Origin of the sequence: Rhizobium sp. SSA_523 (assembly GCF_030435705.1) — a bacterium.
Classification (GTDB): domain Bacteria; phylum Pseudomonadota; class Alphaproteobacteria; order Rhizobiales; family Rhizobiaceae; genus Neorhizobium.
This window is the reverse complement of record NZ_CP129382.1, coordinates 302,572-322,107: the sequence shown is the minus strand read 5'-3', so window position 1 is coordinate 322,107 and position 19,536 is coordinate 302,572. Positions and strand designations below refer to the sequence as shown.

At 61.0% G+C, this 19,536-nt stretch carries 15 protein-coding genes; 5 read left to right on the top strand and 10 right to left on the bottom strand.

Features of this window, described 5'->3' with window-relative positions; genetic code table 11:
- Nucleotides 1-129 precede the first annotated feature (129 nt).
- The 3 genes from QTJ18_RS09780 to rpoZ all read right to left on the bottom strand — a co-directional run bounded on the left by QTJ18_RS09780 (nt 130) and on the right by rpoZ (nt 3,192).
- The gene (locus QTJ18_RS09780) at nt 130-282 is read right to left on the bottom strand and encodes a DUF3563 family protein (protein WP_252751603.1); all 153 of its coding nucleotides are present in this window, start codon (nt 280-282) and stop codon (nt 130-132) included.
- Between the two features lie 139 nt (nt 283-421).
- On the bottom strand, nt 422-2,659 hold the full coding sequence (locus QTJ18_RS09775) for a RelA/SpoT family protein (RefSeq protein WP_252751604.1): 2,238 nt from the start codon (nt 2,657-2,659) through the stop codon (nt 422-424).
- A 119-nt stretch (nt 2,660-2,778) separates the two neighbouring features.
- A complete protein-coding gene (gene rpoZ / locus QTJ18_RS09770) occupies nt 2,779-3,192 on the bottom strand; it encodes a DNA-directed RNA polymerase subunit omega (protein WP_252751605.1) in 414 nt (137 codons plus the stop codon).
- Between the two features lie 408 nt (nt 3,193-3,600).
- Here rpoZ and QTJ18_RS09765 point away from each other — a divergent pair, with 408 nt between their 5' ends.
- From QTJ18_RS09765 to QTJ18_RS09755, 3 genes are all read left to right on the top strand, one after another.
- The gene (locus tag QTJ18_RS09765; protein WP_252751606.1) at nt 3,601-4,179 is read left to right on the top strand and encodes a LabA-like NYN domain-containing protein; all 579 of its coding nucleotides are present in this window, start codon (nt 3,601-3,603) and stop codon (nt 4,177-4,179) included.
- Between the two features lie 111 nt (nt 4,180-4,290).
- Nucleotides 4,291-5,370 (top strand): bifunctional transcriptional activator/DNA repair enzyme AdaA, encoded by a 1,080-nt coding sequence (locus QTJ18_RS09760; protein WP_252751607.1) that lies wholly within the window; start codon nt 4,291-4,293, stop codon nt 5,368-5,370.
- A 179-nt stretch (nt 5,371-5,549) separates the two neighbouring features.
- A complete protein-coding gene (locus tag QTJ18_RS09755; RefSeq protein ID WP_252751608.1) occupies nt 5,550-5,837 on the top strand; it encodes a hypothetical protein in 288 nt (95 codons plus the stop codon).
- 198 nt (nt 5,838-6,035) lie between these two features.
- Here the strand turns inward: QTJ18_RS09755 and smpB are convergent, their stop codons facing one another.
- Nucleotides 6,036-6,512, bottom strand: a complete 477-nt coding sequence (smpB, locus tag QTJ18_RS09750) for an SsrA-binding protein SmpB (RefSeq protein WP_252751609.1) — start codon at nt 6,510-6,512, stop codon at nt 6,036-6,038.
- 405 nt (nt 6,513-6,917) lie between these two features.
- Nucleotides 6,918-7,802 carry a 4-hydroxy-tetrahydrodipicolinate synthase gene (dapA, locus tag QTJ18_RS09745; RefSeq protein ID WP_252751610.1) on the bottom strand — a complete coding sequence of 295 codons (885 nt, stop codon included), beginning with the start codon at nt 7,800-7,802 and terminating at the stop codon, nt 6,918-6,920.
- Between the two features lie 230 nt (nt 7,803-8,032).
- Here dapA and QTJ18_RS09740 point away from each other — a divergent pair, with 230 nt between their 5' ends.
- Both QTJ18_RS09740 and QTJ18_RS09735 read left to right on the top strand, forming a co-directional pair.
- Nucleotides 8,033-10,108 (top strand): lytic transglycosylase domain-containing protein, encoded by a 2,076-nt coding sequence (locus QTJ18_RS09740; protein WP_252751611.1) that lies wholly within the window; start codon nt 8,033-8,035, stop codon nt 10,106-10,108.
- A 509-nt stretch (nt 10,109-10,617) separates the two neighbouring features.
- Nucleotides 10,618-11,646 carry an alpha/beta fold hydrolase gene (locus tag QTJ18_RS09735; RefSeq protein ID WP_252751612.1) on the top strand — a complete coding sequence of 343 codons (1,029 nt, stop codon included), beginning with the start codon at nt 10,618-10,620 and terminating at the stop codon, nt 11,644-11,646.
- A 301-nt stretch (nt 11,647-11,947) separates the two neighbouring features.
- Here the strand turns inward: QTJ18_RS09735 and QTJ18_RS09730 are convergent, their stop codons facing one another.
- The 5 genes from QTJ18_RS09730 to QTJ18_RS09710 all read right to left on the bottom strand — a co-directional run bounded on the left by QTJ18_RS09730 (nt 11,948) and on the right by QTJ18_RS09710 (nt 19,349).
- Nucleotides 11,948-12,961, bottom strand: coding sequence for a porin (locus QTJ18_RS09730; RefSeq protein ID WP_252751613.1), 1,014 nt, complete (start codon nt 12,959-12,961; stop codon nt 11,948-11,950).
- A 432-nt stretch (nt 12,962-13,393) separates the two neighbouring features.
- Nucleotides 13,394-14,410: a porin gene (locus QTJ18_RS09725; RefSeq protein ID WP_252751614.1), complete on the bottom strand. Its 1,017-nt coding sequence runs from the start codon at nt 14,408-14,410 to the stop codon at nt 13,394-13,396.
- 717 nt (nt 14,411-15,127) lie between these two features.
- Complete coding sequence (locus QTJ18_RS09720; protein ID WP_252751615.1) at nt 15,128-16,144, bottom strand: porin; 1,017 nt, start codon at nt 16,142-16,144, stop codon at nt 15,128-15,130.
- A gap of 737 nt (nt 16,145-16,881) precedes the next feature.
- Nucleotides 16,882-17,880: a porin gene (locus QTJ18_RS09715; RefSeq protein ID WP_252751616.1), complete on the bottom strand. Its 999-nt coding sequence runs from the start codon at nt 17,878-17,880 to the stop codon at nt 16,882-16,884.
- A 527-nt stretch (nt 17,881-18,407) separates the two neighbouring features.
- Nucleotides 18,408-19,349 carry a LysR family transcriptional regulator gene (locus QTJ18_RS09710; protein ID WP_354669052.1) on the bottom strand — a complete coding sequence of 314 codons (942 nt, stop codon included), beginning with the start codon at nt 19,347-19,349 and terminating at the stop codon, nt 18,408-18,410.
- Between the last annotated feature and the right edge of the window lie 187 nt (nt 19,350-19,536).

The window sequence follows — 19,536 nt, the reverse complement described above, 5'->3', positions numbered from 1 at the left end:
AAGGGCCGCCTTCGCATGGCCATGCGCGAAAAGCATGGCGGCAAAGGGCAAATCTCAAGTGCGTCGCCGGACCGGCGCCGCCGCGTCGGCGACCAGGATCGCCGAGACAAATGGTGCGGTGCAGCGAACTCAGTAGTTCTTGCGGAACATGCCACGATCGATCTGGCGGATGCGGTATTCCAGTTCGATAGCGTCGCTCGACTCGTTCAGATAGGCCATTTCGCGGTCATGAGCGGTGGGAGCGCGAAGGGCGCGGGCGATTTTCTTGAGAGGCTTGAACATGATCGTCTTCCTTATGTTGCTGTGCACAATATAAGGATTACCGGCTCTTATCACCAACGCCGGCTTGCCGCGGCAGCCATGCGCTAAACGCATGCCCCCGCGGCCTTAGTGAAGCGGACATGCCCTCGCAGAGGGCAGATCAGTCATAGACGCGCTTGACCGTCGATACGCAGTCCAGATCCTTCAACTGACTGATCAGCTGGTTCAGTTGGCGCAGATCCCAGACCTCCAGTTCGAGCGACAATTCGGAGAAGTCGATTGCCACGCGGCCCATCGTCATCAGGCGGATATTGATATCCAGCCGGGCGATGACCTGCGCCACCGTTGCAAGCGTTCCGGGTTCGTTCAGTGCATTGATGGTGATGCGGGCGGGGAAACGCGACTTGTTGGCTTCATCGAGGTCCCAGCGCACATCGATCCAGCGCTCCGGCTGGTCGTCGAATTTCTGAAGCGCCGAGGCCTGGATGGGGTAGATGGTGATTCCCTCGCCCTCTTCCATGATCCCGACGATCCGGTCTCCCGGCACGGCACCTGCCGGCGAGAAGCGGACCTCAACATTGCCGGCAAGCCCGCGGATCGGCAGCGGATCCATGCCCTCGACCGGTTTGGCGGCTTCCGTCGCCTCCTTGGCCGTGCGTTCCTGACCCGGCAAGCGGAACATCATGCCGCTGGCGCTCTGCATGTTGAACCAACCCTGATCGACCGCCGGCTTGATCGTCGTGCGCTCGTCCTTGTAATCCGGGAAGACCGCCTTGAAAACGTCGAGCGACGACAATTCGCCGCGGCCGACGGCGGCGATGGCATCCTCGACATCCTTCTGGCCGAGGCGGAAGAGCGCCGGCTTCAGCACCTCGCGCGAGAACTGCTTGCCCGCGCGTTCGAAGGTGCGCTCGAGAATGCGATGCCCCAGTCCCGCATATTGCTTGCGGATGGCCATGCGCGTTGCCCGGCGAATGGCGGCGCGCGCCTTGCCGGTTACGACGATCTCTTCCCAGGCCGCAGGCGGAACCTGCACGCCGGAGCGGATGATCTCGACCTCGTCGCCATTGCTCAACCTCGTCACCAGCGGCATGATCCGGCCATTGATCTTGGCGCCCACGGTCGTGTCGCCGATATTGGTATGCACCGCATAGGCAAAATCGATCGGCGTCGCGCCACGCGGCAGAGCGATCAGCTTGCCCTTCGGGGTGAAGCAGAAGACCTGGTCCTGGAACAGTTCAAGCTTGGTATGCTCGAGGAATTCTTCCGGGCTATCGCCTTCCGCCAGAGCTTCGATCGTGTGGCGCAGCCAGGAATAGGCATTGCTTTCCTTTGACAGCAGGTCACCGCCCTCACCGATCTCGCCATCCTTGTAGAGGCTATGCGCGGCAATGCCGTATTCGGCGATTTCATGCATGCGCTTGGTGCGGATCTGCAGTTCGATCCGCTGCCGCGACGGTCCGACGATGGTCGTGTGAATGGAGCGGTAATCATTCTGCTTGGGCGTCGAAATATAGTCCTTGAACCGCCCGGGCACCACGCGCCAGCGGGTGTGGACAATGCCCAGCGCGCGGTAGCATGCCGGCACGTCATCGACGATGAGCCGGAAACCATAGACATCCGAGAGCTGTTCGAAGGAAAGCGATTTCGACTGCATCTTGCGGAAGACGGAATAGGGTTTCTTCTGGCGGCCCTTCACCGTGGCATTCTGCAGCCCATTGGCAACCAGAAGCTCGCGCAGCTCGTCTTCGATCTTGGTGATCAGATTTTCATTGCGCGCGGAAAGCTCGGCCAGCCGCTTGGTAACGGTCTCATAGGCTTCCGGATTGAGGTGGCGGAAGGAAAGATCCTCCAGCTCCTCGCGCATGTCCTGCATGCCCATGCGGCCGGCGAGCGGCGCATAGATTTCCATCGTCTCTTCGGAAATGCGGGCGCGCTTTTCCTGCGACATATGCTCCAGCGTGCGCATATTGTGCAGGCGGTCGGCCAGCTTGACGAGCAGGACCCGCACGTCATCGGAAATCGCCAAGAGCAGCTTGCGCAGATTTTCCGCCTGCTTGGCCTTTTTCGTCACGAGGTCGAGGCGCTTCAGCTTTGTCAGCCCCTCGACGAGCCGGCCGATCCCTTCGCCGAACAATTCGTCGATCTCGGCCCTTGTCGCCGTGGTATCCTCGATCGTGTCGTGCAGCAGCGCGACGGCAATGGTCGACTCATCCAGATGCATGTCGGTCAGGATGGCGGCGACTTCGAGCGGATGCGAAATATAGGGATCGCCGCTGGCGCGCTTTTGCTGCCCATGCTTTTGCATGGCGTAGACATAGGCCTTGTTGAGCAGAGCTTCGTTAGCGTCGGGCTTGTATTTCTGAACCCTCTCGACGAGCTCGTATTGCCGCATCATGCTTGCGAAAACCTTCAACCGTCACAAAAAGAAAAGGCGCGCCAGTCACAGACTGGCGCAGCCGATTGATATTAGTCAAGCTTCAGACGATTATGCCAATGAGAAATGCAGAGGCGGCGTCAGTAGTCGTCGCTCTTTTCCGGCGGCACGAGACCTTCGATGCCGGCCAGGAGCTCCTCTTCCGACATCTGGTCGAAGGTGACCGTTTCCGGCAGATCGTCCTCGTCCAGGCCCTTGTCGGCCGTGGTCACGGCGCCGGCATTGGCAGACAGGAGGCTGGACGGATCGGGCTCGGGCTCGTCCACTTCCACATGCTTCTGCAGCGAATGGATCAGATCTTCCTTCAGATCGTCGGGCGACAGAGTCTCATCGGCAATTTCGCGCAGCGCGACGACCGGGTTCTTGTCGTTGTCGCGATCGATCGTGATCGCAGCGCCCTGCGAGATCTGACGGGCGCGGTGGCTGGCGAGCAGCACCAGCTCAAAGCGGTTGTCGACTTTGTCGATGCAATCTTCTACTGTGACACGGGCCATTGCCTGTCCTTTGCGATCGGTATTTCAGGGATTGGCATGGCGATACAGGGATTGGCGACAGAATTCAAGTTTTTCCTGTCACACCCTATACTGGCCAAAGACCGCTGCCGAGAGACGCCGTCATTGATCCGATCACGAGCCGATGAGGCACACGATCATTATCCCGGGCATGAACCCGGGAACGGATGCCGATTTCCGACGCCTGCCAGGCGGCCGCGCGGCGCGGCCAGGGACGCGGCTGCGATCTCCTTCAATTAGAAATTGCTTGGATGAATTTGAATCATAGCTTAACATTCAATGGGATGAAAACATCATAATAGACACTCGTTTTCACGAGCGCGATGGGCCGGTCTTCTGCTCCGGAAACATGATGATGCTACAAAAATAATTTGAGGAGGACCACGCTTAATGTTCGACCCCAGGGAAAAGATCGCACTCTTTATCGATGGCGCGAATTTGTACGCTGCCTCGAAAAGTCTCGGCTTTGACATCGACTACCGCAAACTCCTGAAGGCGTTCCAGAAGCGTGGCTATCTGCTGCGGGCCTATTACTACACGGCGCTCATTGAAGACCAGGAATATTCCTCCATCCGGCCGCTGATCGACTGGCTGGATTACAATGGCTACAAGGTCGTCACCAAGCCGGCAAAGGAATTCACTGATTCCATGGGTCGCCGGAAGGTGAAGGGCAATATGGACATCGAGTTGGCGATCGACGCGATGGAGCAATCCGAAACGGTCGATCATCTCGTGCTCTTCTCCGGCGATGGCGATTTCACCACGCTGGTGGAGGCGCTGCAGCGCAAGGGACGCAAGGTTTCCGTCGTCTCGACGCTCGCCACCCAGCCGCCGATGATCGCCGACGATCTGCGCCGGCAGTCCGACCATTTCATCGATCTGATCTCGCTGAAGGCGGAGATTGGCCGCGATCCGTCGGAGCGTGTCCAGCGCCATGTCGAGCCGGTGGCCGAGCCGGCCGACGAATAAGGGCGACCTCCCCCCAAGGCTTCGCATGTCTCCGCTGCCCCCGACCGCTTCGGCGAAATAGCTGCCCGTTTTTCGGCGTCGTCCGGAAGCCGGGCTGGTATAGTCGACGGCATGTTGACCTTACGCCCCACTGACGATCTGCTTTATCAGGCCCTGCTCAAGCGGGACGCAGCCTATGAAGGCTTTGCCTATGTCTGCGTCACCTCAACCCGGATCTTCTGCCGCCTGACCTGCCCGGCGCGAAAGCCGCTTCGGGAGAATTGCCGATTCGAGGCCAGGATCGCCGATTGCCTCGAGGCCGGCTATCGACCCTGCAAGCGCTGCACACCGCTGCAGCATTACGGCATGATGGAACCCTCGGTCAGCGCGCTGCTGCACATGCTGGAGGAGAGGCCGGATCGCCGCTGGAGCGAGCAGGACGTGGTGCGGCTGGGCCATGATCCCTCCACCATCCGCCGCCTGTTCAAGCGACGGTTCGGCATGAGCTTTCTGGAGCTTGCCCGGAGGCGGCGGCTGAGCGAAGCGGCGGCGACGCTCGGCAAGGGCGGCTCGGTGATCGAAGCGCAGCTCGATGCAGGCTTCGAATCCGGCAGCGGCTTTCGAAGCGCGATCAACCAGTTGCTTGGAGAGGCGCCACAAAAGCTGAAAACCCGCGAGGGCTTTCTCAGGGCCTGCTGGATCGAGACGCCGATCGGTCCCATGCTGTGCGTCACCTGCGACCATGCCCTGCATCTGCTGGAATTTGCCGACCGCCCGGCGCTCCCCGCGGAGCTGCGCCACCTGCAGGAAAGGTCGAGATCCGCCGTGATCTTCGGCCGGACCGCCACCACCGATCAGGTAGAGGCGGAGCTGGAGCGCTATTTCGCCGGCGGATCTCTTGGCTTTTCGGTGCGGATAGGCGGCCATGGCACGCCCTTCGAGCGTCAGGTCTGGGAGGCGCTGCGCGAGATCCAGCCCGGGGCGACCCGCAGCTATTCCGCCATTGCCGGTCAGATCGGCCGGCCGACAGCGATACGCGCCGTGGCACGGGCAAACGGCGCGAACCGGATCGCCATCATCATTCCCTGTCACCGGGTAATCGGCGCCGATGGAAGCCTCACCGGCTATGGCGGCGGGCTCTGGCGCAAGCAATGGCTGCTGCGGCACGAGGCGAAGATGCGCGCAAGCCGTGCGTATCATCAATCCGCCTGATTGAAATCATTCGAAACATTCACTGGACGAATGGGCTGATCTGCGACAGTTTGCCGCCCGCAGCCCTAGGGCCCAGCGCCGCACTCACCCTTCACCGAAGCTCCAAACCTCCACCGTTTCTTCGCGTCCATGCGGCCGCGGAGCGACCCTTCTTCGTGCCTCTTCGAAAGGACAGGACCATGCGCACGATCGATCGAGTTCAAGACCCCGTCTCCGCCTATTCCGCGCCCCGCCCGCTGTCGCGCGCGGCAACGGTGCTGCGACGCCTCGTATCGATCCTGCAGAACCGGATCACCCGACGCCGCAACCGGACCTGCGACCTTGATCGCCACCAGTTGCGCGATATCGGGCTTGAGGCCGGGCTAGAGGGAGGCCTTGCGGTCGATCGCGCCGCCCGGCAGGACGCGCTTCTCCGGGAGGCGCAGGCCAAGGCCATTCTGCTGTCGCGCAATATCGGCGGCCGCTAGCGGTTCCATTGCGACATTTGCACCCGTTCGCAGCATCCAGCAGCAACTACATGTTCCTGATGGATTTTCAGAGTTTTGCATCTGCTCTGTGAGCGAGCGGCAGCCAGGATCAACCGTGAAATCATCCCACGGAGATCGACGAAAAAAGGGACCGGCGGCTTGAGCGGCCGGTCCCTTTGCTGATCTGCATTGAACGGGTCAGCCGGCTTTCAACAGCCGGCTCTTCTGGCGGTTCCAGTCGCGTTCCTTCTCCGTCTCGCGCTTGTCGTGCAGCTTCTTGCCCTTGGCCAGCGCCAGCTCCAGCTTGGCGCGACCCTTTTCGTTGAAATAGATCTTCAACGGGACAAGCGTCATGCCTTCGCGATTGATACCGGCGCGCAGGCGATTGATCTCCCGCTTGTTCAGGAGAAGCTTGCGCCGCCGCCGCGGCTCGTGATTGAAGCGGTTCGCCTGCAGATATTCCGGCAGATGCGAATTGATCAGCCAGATCTCGTCGCCCTCGTCGGAGGCATAGGATTCGGCGATATTGGCCTTGCCGTCGCGCAGCGATTTCACCTCCGTCCCGGTCAGGACGATGCCGGCCTCGTAGGTATCGAGGATCTCGTAGTTGAATCGCGCCTTGCGGTTTTCCGCGACGATCTTGTTGACGATGCGCTGGCTGCCTTTGGGTGCCATGGGAACTACATACTCCGCCCGTGAAGAGGGTCTTCTTGGTCATTGCGCCGCAGAGCGCGGCCTTGCGGAAGGAATGTAGTGCATCCCGATGCGCATGAGAAGGGTGGCCCCGGCGCCACCCTTGCGCCGGCGCCGGATTAGGGTCTGTTGACATTCAGGGTTTGGAACGTGGTTTGCGAGAAGACGGCCCAGTTTCAGAAGCGAAGCCGCAGGAAGGGCCAACCCCTTTCAAGGCTTCGCGACGTCAAAATGGGCCGTTCTTCTCCAAATCCTGCGGACGCGTCGGATTTGCCCGCTGAATGCGTTGAAAATGCTCGTGATACATTGGGTATCCCTTGCGCTTTTCGCCTGTTCAGCAACCAAATCCGACACGCGCCACGTCCGAAACCTGATTGTCAACAGACCCTAGTTCAGCAGGCCGGCGTGGCGCAGCGCCGCATCGATGGCGGCTTCGGTTGCCGGTTCCAGGCTGGACATGAGCGGCGAGCGGGCAAACCGGCTGGTGCCGCGCACGCGCGACAGGCCATACTTCGCGCCACAGACCCCCGGCTCCAGAAAGATTGCCTTGTGCAGCGGCATCAGCCGATCCTGATAGTCCAGCGCCTTGGCGTAATCGCCCGACAGCGTCGCCTGCTGGAATTCGGCGCATAGGCGCGGCGCCACATTGGCAGTGACGGAGATACAGCCGACGCCGCCATGGGCGTTGAAACCAAGGGCCGTGGCATCCTCGCCCGAAAGCTGGATGAAATCCTTGCCGCAGCTCATGCGCTGTTCGGACACGCGCTCCAGCTTGCCGGTCGCATCCTTGACGCCGACAATGTTCTTGTGGGCCTTGGCAAGCGCGCCCATGGTGTCCGGCAGCATGTCGATCACCGAGCGGGGCGGAATATTGTAGATGATGATCGGCAGGCTGACGGCCTCGGCAATGGCCCCGAAATGCGCGATCAGCCCCTTCTGGGTCGGCTTGTTGTAATAGGGCGTCACCACCAATATGCCGTCGGCGCCGGCCTTTTCGGCATGCTGCGCCAGTTCGATCGCCTCGCGGGTATTGTTGGAGCCGGCGCCGGCAATGACCGGAACACGCTTATTGGCCACCTCGATGCACAATTCGATGACCCGCTTGTGTTCCGCATGGGAGAGGGTCGGCGATTCTCCGGTGGTCCCGACCGGGACGAGGCCGGTTGATCCTTCCGTGATCTGCCACTCCACGTGGGCAGCGAAGGCCGCCTCATCCACCGCGCCCGCATCTGTGAAGGGTGTGACAAGTGCGGGCATGGAACCCTTGAACATGCGAATACTCCCGATCGACCGATTTCATCCTTCGGCCGCAAACTCTCGATATAGGGTGCGCACCATAGATCGGCGTGGATGCCCCGACAAGCGTGCTTATGACGGATTTGCAACGGAACGTGATGGCAAAAAACAGGTCAATCGGACAAAATGGTAAGGAAGCGTTAAGCCAAATGGACGCTCACTATGCCTATCGACACGCGTCTCGATGTGCGAGGCTGGGCACTGCCATGACGAAAACGCTTCTGACTGCTGTCCTTGCCTCGGCCTTTTGTTTGTCCGGGGCTCTTGCATCCTCGCTTCCCGAACGCGCCATCCCCCTGCCGTTCGCGCGGCCCGACAATCCCGCAGCGCGGGCATTTCCTCCTTCCATGATCACCGGCGCCATTCCGCGCCCCGCTCTTCCCGATGCACCGCAATCGCTTCTGAAAACCGGACTGGACGCGCTCTCCGAACGCAATGCGGCGGCCGCCCTTGCGGCACGCGATGGCCTGGCGCCCGGAAGTCTCGACCGGCACCTCTTGACCTGGGCGATCGTGACCTCCGGCCTTGGCGCCGTCCCCTCCTATGAGATCGCAGCGGCGCAAGGCGAATTGAAGGGCTGGCCCGGCCTGTCGCAGCTGCGCGCCACTTCGGAACGGGCGCTGTGGCGCGAAAACCCGACGCCGCAACAGGTGCTGACGGCCTTTGGCGCAACCCGGCCGGAGACGGTTCAGGGAGCGATGATCCTGGCGCGTGCGCTGCTTGCCTCCAATCAGGAGGGCAAGGCGGCGTCCAAGGCGGCTGACGCCCTGCGTCCCTTCTGGATCGGCTATCCGCTCGACAAGGGCACGGAAGACCGCATCCTGTCGGAATTCGGGCCGCTCTTGCGCGCCGCCGATCACAAAGCGCGTATGGACTATCTGATGTATCGCGGCCGGGTGAGCCAGGCCAAGCGCTTTGCAACCCTCGGCAATGCCCAATCGCTCTATGCGGCCTGGTCTGCCGTGGCCTCCAAGGCCAAAAATGCCGGCGCTTTGCTGGACGCCGTGGATCGCTCGCTGACGCAGGATCCCGCCTATCTCTTTGTCCGCATCGAATATCTGCGCCATCAGGATCAGTATGAGGCGGCGGCGCGGCTTCTGGAGCGGTCGCCGCGTGACGCCGCCGACAAGATCAACACGACCGAATGGTGGAACGAGCGGCGGATCGTGGCGCGCGGCCTTGCCGATCAGGGTGATTTCAGACAGGCCTACAAGATCGCCGCCGCGCATTCGGCGCGCCAGGCCACCGATATCGTCGATGCGGAATTCCATGCCGGCTGGTATGCCCTGCGCGGGCTGAACGACGCAAACAGCGCTGCCGCCCATTTCGAGCGCATTCTGAAAACCTCCTCGCGCCCCCTCTCCGCCTCCCGCGCGCTTTACTGGCTGGGCCGTGCGGCGGAGGCAGGCGGCCCCGGGACGGCGCAGGATTATTATGAGAAGGCGTCCCGCTATACGGCGACCTTTTACGGCCAGCTGGCCGCTGCGAAGCTGAAGAAGCGCCAGATCAACCTGGCTTACCCCGCGCCCGCCGAGGCGGACCGGCACAGTTTCGAAGCGCGCGAGCCGGTGCGCGCCATCAAGCGGCTGGAAGAGGTTGGCCATGGCGATCGCGCCGAGGCGCTCTACCGGGCGCTGGGCGAGGAGCTCGCCAATCCGGCGGAGCTGGCGATCCTTGCCGCCCGCGCCGAGACCTATCACAGCCACGCTCTGTCGCTGTCGATCGGCAAATCCGCCTTCAACCGCGGCATCGATGTAGCGGCATTGGCCTTCCCGATCGGCGTCATTCCGGCCAATGCCGATATTGCAGGCTCCGGCAAGGCGCTGGCCTATGCCATTGCCCGGCAGGAAAGCGCCTTCAACCCGGCGGCGGTGTCGCCCGCCAATGCGCGCGGCCTTTTGCAGCTGCTTCCGGGAACCGCCAAGGGCGTGGCCGGCCGCCACGGCATGACCTTCACGCCGGCACGGCTGACCAGCGATGCGGGCTATAATGCCACGCTCGGCGCCCATTACCTCGGCGAGCAGATCGATGCCTTTGGCGGATCCTATATCCTCACTTTCATCGCCTATAATGCCGGCCCGCGCCGCGTGCCCGAATGGATCGAGCGATATGGCGATCCCCGCGGACAGTCGATCGATGCCGTGATCGACTGGATCGAACGCATCCCCTTTCCCGAAACCCGCAACTACGTGCAGCGGGTGATGGAGAATTATCAGGTCTACAAGATGCGGCTCGGCCAGGAAGCCGATATCGAGGACGATCTGCGCTTCGGCCGGCGCTGACACTCTGTGGTCAATACGGGACGAAGTGAACAGCCCTCTCCGCTATCACCTGCCGCAAGCCGGCTGCGGTCTCGCCCGTCAATGTTCGGCGAGGATGCGGGAGACCCGGTTCGGCGAGAGGTTTGGCAAGCCCGATCTTCGCCAGACATCTTCGCAAGCCATCTTCGCCTTTCGGCCGGCGCCTGCAGCCTGCGATCAAGGACGGAGAGTGTCGCCGTTGTTGCGTTCGTTGTCACTTTTGCCGTTGTCTCGATCGTCGGAAGGTTCAGCGCCTCATATGCGAGCGCCCGGTCTGCGGCGCATGCCTTCCTCTCGCCAGCCCCTCACTCTCGCGAGCCCCTCCCGTGTTGACCGATCCGCTGCGGCCTGAAATGCTGCTCAGGCTGACGGCCCATGGCCATTGCAAGGCGAGCGTTGCAGCGCGGGACCAGTGCTGCGGGACACTCGCAAAGGGACGATCGCAGCGGGCCAATTGCGGCCGGACGAGTGCAGCAAAAGGGAGGGATGCGGTGACGATTTTTACGCAGCATAGGCTGATGGCCCAGGATGGCGTGCCGCTTGGCTACAGGCTCTATGGCAGCCAGCGGCACGGCCTGCCGGTGGTCTGCCTGCCGGGTCTGACCCGCAATGCCCGGGATTTCGACGCGCTCGCCACATTCCTCGCCTCTCCGGATGGCGGTTCTCACTGGGTCATCTGCCCGGATTATCGCGGCCGCGGCACGTCCGGACGTGCCCATGATGCCGGGACGTACACGATTGCGATGGAGTGCCAGGACCTGATCCTCCTGCTGGACCAACTCGGCATCCAGCAGGCGGGCTTTATCGGAACGTCGCGCGGCGGCCTGATCCTGCATATCCTCACGAGCCTGCAGCCGCAGCGCGTGGCGGCACTGGTTCTGAACGATGTGGGCCCCGTGCTGGAGCTGCAGGGTCTGCGCGACATACAGGCCTATCTGAAGGACCCGCCCCTGCTGAACAGCTGGGACGCGGCGGCGGCGCATCTGAAAAAGGCTCACGGGCCGGCCTTTCCGCGGCTCGGCGACCAGGACTGGCAGGATTGGGCCCAGGCCGTCTATGTCCAGATCGCCAGTGACCAGGATGCCGATGCTCAGGCCGTCAATATCCGGGCTGGCAATCCCGAGGCTGTCAATGTCCGGGCCGTCAATGCCGAGGCCGTCAATGCTGAGGCCGTCGATGCAGAGGCCGTCGATGCAGAGGCCGTCGATATTCGGGCTGGCGGCGCCATCATTGCCGACTGCGACCCGGCGATCGCGACGGCATTTGCCGCGGCGCCGCTCGATACGCCGCTGCCCGACCTCTGGGCGCAATTCGACCTTTTCGCCGATATCCCGATTCTCGTGGTCCGGGGCGAGAACTCCAGCCTGCTCAGTCCGGCAACCATTGCCGCCATGCAGGCCAGGCGGCCGGGCCTGCAGAGCCTCACTGCGCAGGGTCAGGGCCATGCGCCGCTCCTGCATCTCGACGGACTGGACAAGGCGATCGCTGCAACACTGGCGCAGGCCACACCCGCGGCATAAGTCAGGCGCTGCGCTCTGGCCCGGTTGCAGCCCGCACGCATCCACGCACATACGAGCACAGCCCGCACACATCCAAGCGCCCCGAGCGCAGCCCGCATGTATCCGAGCCTACCAAGCGCCGCCCGCTCGCCTTCGACCGTACCGAGCGCCGCCCGCACAGGTGTGAACACATCGCCCGCCTGCCGGCGCGGTTTCCCGCCATCCCGGCATCCGACAGACAAACAAGCAGGCGGAGAACCCGCGGGGCGGGTTCTCCTTGATCACTCGCCGTCAGCCCGACGGCGCGAGCCCAGTGACGCGCTCAGAACGAGCGCTGCAGGCGGAAGAAGCCGCTCCAATACTCGCTGCGGCGCTCTTCGTCGGTGTATTGCGCAGAGACCTTGGCAGCCAGATCCTTAGTGATGGCGTAATCCAGCGTGACGCCGCCGCTCCATTTGTTGCGGCTGCCGGAGAAATCGCCGTTCGCCAGGTCGATCTTGTCCCAATACTGGAAGCCGGGCGTCACCTTGACCTTGTCGGTCACCTTCAGCTCATATGAGCCGGCAATGGTCCATTCCGCCTGGTTGAAATAGGCATTGTCGCCGGAGGCATAGATCGCCGCGAGGCTGAGGGTGCCGGGACCGATCGGGGCCGTTGCAATGAGGCGGACCGCGCCGTTTTCCTTATCGACATCGTAGCCGCCGAGCAGGGCAAAGGTGAAGGCGCTGAGTTCTGCGGAAATCTGACCTTCGATGCCGAAGGTGTCGTTATTGGTGCTGGTCGTATTGTTGAGCTCATCCAGGAAAAGGCCGGCCTTGAAATTGCCGAAGGAGCCCTGGTAACCGATCTGGTTGATGTGGTTGGAGCCGAGATCATCGGTTTCACCGACAATGTCTTCATCCCAGTAATTATAGCCATAGCCGGCGCGGAAGCCGCCGAGCGTGAGATAGGCGTCGTCGAGTTCGATCGTCCCGGTCGCGGAGCTGTCTCCCCAGGAGCGGAGCGTAATGGTGCCGCCTAGCGGGCCATATTCAGTGTCGGACCGCGACTCGAAGGTCACCAGGCCGCGGGTCCTGGCATTCCAGTTGCCGCCGGAATTGACTGTGGTATCCGTGCCCAGACGCTCATCGGCATTGACCTGGAAACGAACATAACCGGTGATCTTCAAGCAGGTCTCGGTGCCCGGAATGTAGAAATAGCCGGTGCCGAATGCGTCGCAAACGCGGACATATTCCATCGGCTCCGGTTCGGCGGCAATGATGGCATCGGCAGAATGGGCAACCGAGCCAAAGGACAAAGCGGCAACCGAACTGAGAATAAGAGCTTTCATAGTCATAGGCTTCCCTCGGGAATGAGATAAATCGTCAGATCAACGACTCCGTGATGACCTGAACCAGAACTAAACCACCGAAAGAAGCACGGGTAAAACATAGACCTCATAAGATTGCGAGATGTGATACTCTATTTATGACTTTTGTGACTTGCTTGCCACTTATTATTACTTGATTTTATTCACACATTGCCCGAACTTGGCCGGGTCGTTTTGGTCATCATGGTTCGTCCAGCCTCGACGACGGCGCGGTCCGTCCGCTTGGGCAGAGGCCGCGATCGAAGCGGCCTGCCCTCACCTCGTGCCGGAGCGGGTTGCCGACGCGCTGCGCCGGCCAAAACCTCCCGAACCTCCCAATGCGCCGGCTCTCCCTCACCGGCTTGATGTCAGACGCATGAAAGCCCGGCCAATACCGGACTTTCGCGCTGCGGGAACCGTCTAGAACGAGCGCTGCAGACGGAAGTACCCGTTCCAGTAGCCATCGCCCTTCAGCTGCTGATCGTCGCGGTCCGTATATTGAACCGAGACCTTGGCGGCGAGACCCTGGGTGATGGCATAGTCGAAGGCGACACCGGCTTTCCAGCCGTCCTTCTTGTTGTTCCAGCCGATATTGTCCCAGTACTGGAAGCCGGGGGTGATCTTGAACTTGTCGGTGATCTTGGCTTCGTAAGCGACGGCATAGGTCCATTCGGAGGCATCGAAGTAAGCGTTCTTGCCTGATGAATAGACCACGCCACCTTCCAGCTTTCCCGTGCCAATGGCGGCACTGACGATGCCGCGCACGGCACCTTCTTCGGCATCGACGTCATAGCCGCCGATCAGCGTGGCTGTGACGCTGCCGAACTTGTAACCGAGCTTGCCTTCGACGCCCCAGCTATCGTTGTTGCTGGCAGAGGTGTTCGTCAATTCATCCAGAAAGGCGCCCGCCGTTAAGGCGCCAGCGGTGAAGTCGTAACCGATCTGGTTGATCTGGTTGGAGCCGAGATCGGTCGTCGTTCCAACGAGGCCATCATCCCAGTAGTTATAGCCGTAACCGGCACGGAAGCCGCCGAGCGTGAAGAAGGCCGTATCGAGGGCCAGGCTATCGCCACCACCGGACTGATTGCCCCAGGCCAGAACAGTAATTTCGCTGCCGAGCGCACCCAGTTCCGTCTCCGATTTGGCCTCAAACATCAGCAGCCCGCGCGTACGGGCGTTCCAGCTGCCATTGGTGCCGGACCGGCCGGCTTCACCACCCATGCGCTCATCGATATCGAACTGAAAGCGAACGCTACCGCTGATCTTGAGGCAGGTTTCCGTGCCCGGAATATAGAAATAGCCGGCACCGAAAGCATCGCAGACGCGAACATATTCCATGGGCTCCGGCTCGGCGGCAACGATGGCATCAGCCGAATGCGCAACGGTACCGAACACCAGCGCTGCCGCAGAGCCGAAAATGATAGCTCTCATAGTCATTGTTTCCCTCATCTCGCCATTATTGATTCCAGGTCGCCCCAAAGATCCAACCTGATGAATGAGATGAATATAAATTTATTTGCAGCGTCTATTCGTAGATTTACAGGGTATAAATCCGGATAGTTTACAAGCCTATGTTCACCGATAGATAATAAAGATATTTTTCTACTATATAAATCGCCGATATATTTATATCCGAAAACACAAATGCCACATTCGCCTTGTCACGAGCGGATGCGCTGAAAGGACTGAGGCCAGATAACAACAGAGGATCGGATGGCGCAGGATTGATGGGCTTCACCAGAGCACCGAAGACAGGACGCGATAAGTCAGGCGCGAAACCCGCAGGACGCAAATCTGACTGGGCGCGAGCCTGACTGGACGCGAGCCTGACTGGACGCGAACCTGGCTGGGCGCGAACCCGGCTGGGCGCGATAAGCCAGGCGCGAAACCGGCATGGCGAGAAACCGGCATGGCGAGAAACCGGCATGGCGAGAAACCCGCAGGGCGCGAACCTGGCAGGACGCAGAACACACATGAGGCAAAACCGCCAGGAGGGCTTTGCTTCTGCATCGGCCCAAACTTTGCGAGAAAGACGGCGATGGTCAGGCCGACGGGACATCCGGCTTACGACTTATCCGCAAGCTCGCTTTGCGAGACTTCTCGTATAAGAAAGCCCGGCCGATGCCGGGCTTTCGAACTGCGGGAAATGTCTGCTTAGAACGAGCGCTGCAGACGGAAGAAGCCCGACCAGTAGCCGTCACCCTTCAGCTGCTGATCGTCGCGGTCCGTATACTGAGCCGAGACCTTGGCGGCGAGACCCTGGGTAATGGTGTAATCCAGGGCTACACCGGCTTTCCAGCCATCCTTCTTGTTGTTCCAGGCCAGGTTATCCCAGTACTGGAAGCCGGGCGTGATCTTGAGCTTGTCAGAGATCTTGGCTTCGTATGCCACGGCATAGGCCCATTCGGACGTGCCGTAATAGGCGTTCTTGCCCGATGAATAGACCACGCCACCTTCCAAGGTGCCCGGGCCGATGGCGGCGCTGACGATGCCACGTACGGCACCTTCCTCGGCATCGACGTCGTAGCCGCCGATCAGCGTGGCCGTGACGCTGCCGATCTTGTAAGACAGCTTGCCTTCAACGCCAAAGGTGTCGTTGTTGGTGGCCGTCGTGTTCTTCAGTTCGTCCAGGAAGATACCGGCCTTCAGGGCGCCGGCGGTGAAGTCGTAACCGATCTGGTTGATCTGGTTGCCGCCGAGCGAATCCGTCTCGCCGACAATGCCAGTATCCCAGTAGTTGAAGCCGTAACCGGCGCGGAAGCCGCCAAGCGTGAAGAAGGCCGTATCGATGGCGAGGCTGTCGCCGCCGCCGGACTGATCGCCCCAGGCCAGCACGTTAATTTCGCTGCCGAGCGGACCGAACTCGGTGTCCGACTTGGCTTCGAACTTCAGCTGACCGCGCGTACGGGCGTTCCAGCTGCCATTGGTACCAGACCGGCCGGCCTCGCCGCCCAGACGCTCGTCGATATCGATCTGGAAGCGGACGCTGCCGCTGATCTTGAGGCAGGTTTCCGTGCCCGGGATGTAGAAATAGCCGGCGCCGAAGGAATCGCAGACGCGAACATATTCCATGGGCTCCGGCTCGGCGGCAACGATGGCATCAGCCGAATGAGCAACGGTGCCGAACGACACCGCCGCTACCGAGCTGAAGATGAAATCTCTGATTTTCATGTGTTTCCCCGATGAAAAGAAATGACACTCTAAGTCAACGAGTCGCCGTCGTCTTGAGTAAGCATAAAGAAGCATCACCGATGGATATCGTAAATTACAAACCGTCTAGATTCGTCAAAACCAACACTTCTATGCGGAACTATGTTGCCAAACAGAAACATTTAAGACGTTTATACATTAGTACAATCTCTTATGCACCACTTTAAATGATCTCTTTCGCTCTACATAATGTCCTTATATTATAAAATACATTTTATACTTAAGGCGCGTTAACAGCGGATATGCTGCGAGCCAGCATCCCCTCACGCGGATTGGGCACGGCAAAACGGCCGCCCGGGGGGAGTCAGCGCGCAGGAGCGCAAGCAGCGAGAGGAGGTCGCGGCGGTCGGAAAACGAGCAGAGGTGGGGAGGAGAAAGACCGGCGCGAGGCAGCCGCAACCACAGAGGCGCCACACGAGGCCCGGAACTGGTCCGGCGCCGGCAAACGCGTCTGCGCAAGGCAGTCCGGGCGCTGCCAAAAGCCTTGCCGATGTGATGTGCGGCGGATGGGCGACGCGAGAGCCCGCGGCTATCCGTCCGGCTAAAGATGCGCCTTCACCCCGTCCAGCGCAGCGCTAACGACCGGATCCGGCAAACGGGAGCGGCAAAGGGGAAGAGAGACGGGGGACGAAAGAGAGGGCGACAAACGAAAAAAGCCCGGCAATGCCGGGCTTTCTCCAACCAATCCTAAGATACGATTAGAACGAACGCTGCAGACGGAAGAAGCCCGACCAGTAATCGTCAACCTGATCGTCGCGGTCCGTGTACTGAGCCGAGATCTTCGCAGCCAGGCCAGAGGTGATTGCGTAATCGAGCGTCAGACCAGCCTTCCAGCCGTCACGATCGTCGTTCCAGCCGAGGTTGTCCCAGTACTGGAAGCCCGGGGTCACCTTGAACTTGTCGGTGATCTTGGCTTCGTATGCTACAGCATATGCCCACTCGGAGGTGTTGAAGTAGGCGTTGCTGCCGGACGAGTAGACGACTGCGCCTTCGAGCTTGCCCGGGCCGATAGCGGCGCTCAGGATACCACGAACGGCACCTTCTTCACGATCGATGTCGTAACCGCCAAGCAGGGCAGCCTGAACCGGACCGAATGCGCCAGAGATCTGGCCTTCGACGCCGAGCGTGTCGTTGTTGGTGAAGGTCGGGCTGTTCAGCTCGTCGAGGAAGATGCCGGCCTTGAAGGCGCCAGCAGTGAACTCGTAACCGATCTGGTTGATGCGGTTGGAGCCGAGTTCGTCGGTTTCGCCAACGAGGCCCGTATCCCAGTAGTTGTAGCCGTAACCAGCGCGGAAGCCACCGAGCGTCAGGAAGGCTTCGTCGATTTCGACCTGGCCGTCGTTAGCGTTCAGGTTGTTGCTGGAGTCGTCAGCCCATGCACGGATGGTGATGGTGCCGCCGAGCGGGCCGTATTCGGTGTCGGACTTCGAAGCAAAGCTTACCAGACCACGCGTACGAGCGTTCCAGTTAGCAGAGGAGTCACGCTCATCGGCATCAACCTGGAAGCGGATGTAACCGCTGATCTTGAGGCAGGTTTCGGTGCCGGGGATGTAGAAGTAGCCCGTGCCGAAAGCATCGCACACGCGAACGTATTCCATCGGCTCCGGCTCAGCGGCAACGATAGCGTCGGCAGCCTGAGCGCCGGATACTGCTGCAAGTGCAGCAGCGGAGCCGAGAAGAAGGCTCTTGATGTTCATAATGACCTCCAGTCAAGTTTCGTATGGGTCTGGGTTCTTTGGCTGAAGGACAGCGTTCCCTGCCCCATCCCCGTCGATTTAGAAGACGGACGATCCACCGCCTCGCTTCTGAATGTGAACATACAAGGAGATTATCACGGTGCAATCGTGAAGTGCCGCGGGCGCATCCGCTTCCATTAGCTTCGCTTCATGCTGTTGCTCAGAAGACACAAAAGCGCCTCCCGAGGTGTTTCAATTTTTACCTTTCGTTAAGAAAATCCTTGTGGGACAGATATTTAGGCGCCTGGCAGCGATGCGCGACACGCTGGGGATAAGCCGGGTTCCCTGCGAATCTCGTCGATTTCGGCGGCTTTCGCCGCAAGCGCGCCTGCCGCGACCTGTTCTTGCGGGCGGTGGTGGACCTTGTCCCGTCGCGGCACACTCACCAAGGCGGGGCGAATCCTTGCGGTGGCGGATGAGAATCGCGAGCCAGGGCAGAGAGTGATTCTGTCGCCCGCCCAAGCAGGCTCGTCGCTGACCCGCTCGCGTCACGGCTTGCGCCGGTCGCCATTCGCCTCTGACGCCCCCGGCCCGGCCGTGACCAGGATCCCGGCCTGCAGCATTGCGCGGCGCAGGGCGGCGATGAACACATGCACCTTGGGTAGCACGAGCTGGTTGGTCGGATAGACAGCCCAGATGCTGATCTGCTCCGGCCGGGCATCGGCCAGATTGATCTCGACAAGGCGGCCAGCGGCCAGATCCTCATCCACATACCAGCTGGAGAGCAGGGCAATGCCGCCACCGCAGAGGGCGGCGCTCCGGCATCCGGCAATGCTGCTGCAGGAAAGCCGCGTATTGATGCGGATGGAGCGCTCCCCTTGCGCGGCGGCAAAGCTCCAATGCGTGGCGCTGCCCAGCACGATACAGGCATGCGCCGCGAGGTCCTCCACGGAGGCCGGCATGCCGTGGCGGTCAATATAGTCTTTGCTGGCCGCCAGGATGCGCGGATTATCCGCCAGCTTCTGCGCAATCAGGCTGCTGTCGCGCAGGCGCGCAATGCGAATGGCAAGATCCGTTCCTGTCGAAACAAGATCCGGCAGGCTGTCGCTCAGGTCCACGGCAATGCGCAGGTCCGGATTGGCATCGAGCAGAGCCGGGACGAAAGGCATGATGAATTTCAAGCCGAAGGAGATCGGCACGGAAACGCGCAGCAGACCCGAGGCACCGATGCTGTCGGCGCGCAATCTCGCCAGGGCTTCCGCTTCATTCTCCACCAGCGCCCGGGCAAAGGGCAGAAAGGTCTCGCCTTCCGGCGTCAGAGCCAGGGATCGGGTCGTGCGATGCAGCAGGCGGACGCCGAGCTGCGCCTCGAGGCTGGCAAGGCTGCGGCTGGCATTCATCGCCGACACCCCCAGGTGCCGGGCGGCCCCGGCCAGGCTGCCGGCCGCGACGGCTGCCGTGAAGACCTGAACGTCCTTCGTCTCCATCATAACCTCTTTCGTTATACAGGCACATCATTATTACCGACTAAATCGAATTTCGAAAGAGAGCTAGATAAGGTCATCCAAATTCAGCTGAAAGGCGATCCTCATGACCTCCACCCTTCTTCGCAAGCCGGCTTTGCAGCCGCGACATGCGCAGGCGCAAAAGGAGCTCGGCACCGGCTCCCTTCTCGCA

Bases quoted from the DNA above. Each gene is read 5' to 3' on its own strand.
- QTJ18_RS09710 (WP_354669052.1), bottom strand. From the start codon at position 19,349: ATGATGGAGACGAAGGACGTTCAGGTCTTCACGGCAGCCGTCGCGGCC.
- QTJ18_RS09755 (WP_252751608.1), top strand. From the start codon at position 5,550: ATGCGCACGATCGATCGAGTTCAAGACCCCGTCTCCGCCTATTCCGCG.
- QTJ18_RS09760 (WP_252751607.1), top strand. From the start codon at position 4,291: ATGTTGACCTTACGCCCCACTGACGATCTGCTTTATCAGGCCCTGCTC.
- QTJ18_RS09730 (WP_252751613.1), bottom strand. From the start codon at position 12,961: ATGACTATGAAAGCTCTTATTCTCAGTTCGGTTGCCGCTTTGTCCTTT.
- smpB (WP_252751609.1), bottom strand. From the start codon at position 6,512: ATGGCACCCAAAGGCAGCCAGCGCATCGTCAACAAGATCGTCGCGGAA.
- QTJ18_RS09720 (WP_252751615.1), bottom strand. From the start codon at position 16,144: ATGAAAATCAGAGATTTCATCTTCAGCTCGGTAGCGGCGGTGTCGTTC.
- QTJ18_RS09715 (WP_252751616.1), bottom strand. From the start codon at position 17,880: ATGAACATCAAGAGCCTTCTTCTCGGCTCCGCTGCTGCACTTGCAGCA.
- QTJ18_RS09780 (WP_252751603.1), bottom strand. From the start codon at position 282: ATGTTCAAGCCTCTCAAGAAAATCGCCCGCGCCCTTCGCGCTCCCACC.
- dapA (WP_252751610.1), bottom strand. From the start codon at position 7,802: ATGTTCAAGGGTTCCATGCCCGCACTTGTCACACCCTTCACAGATGCG.
- QTJ18_RS09765 (WP_252751606.1), top strand. From the start codon at position 3,601: ATGTTCGACCCCAGGGAAAAGATCGCACTCTTTATCGATGGCGCGAAT.
- QTJ18_RS09725 (WP_252751614.1), bottom strand. From the start codon at position 14,410: ATGACTATGAGAGCTATCATTTTCGGCTCTGCGGCAGCGCTGGTGTTC.
- rpoZ (WP_252751605.1), bottom strand. From the start codon at position 3,192: ATGGCCCGTGTCACAGTAGAAGATTGCATCGACAAAGTCGACAACCGC.
- QTJ18_RS09740 (WP_252751611.1), top strand. From the start codon at position 8,033: ATGACGAAAACGCTTCTGACTGCTGTCCTTGCCTCGGCCTTTTGTTTG.
- QTJ18_RS09775 (WP_252751604.1), bottom strand. From the start codon at position 2,659: ATGATGCGGCAATACGAGCTCGTCGAGAGGGTTCAGAAATACAAGCCC.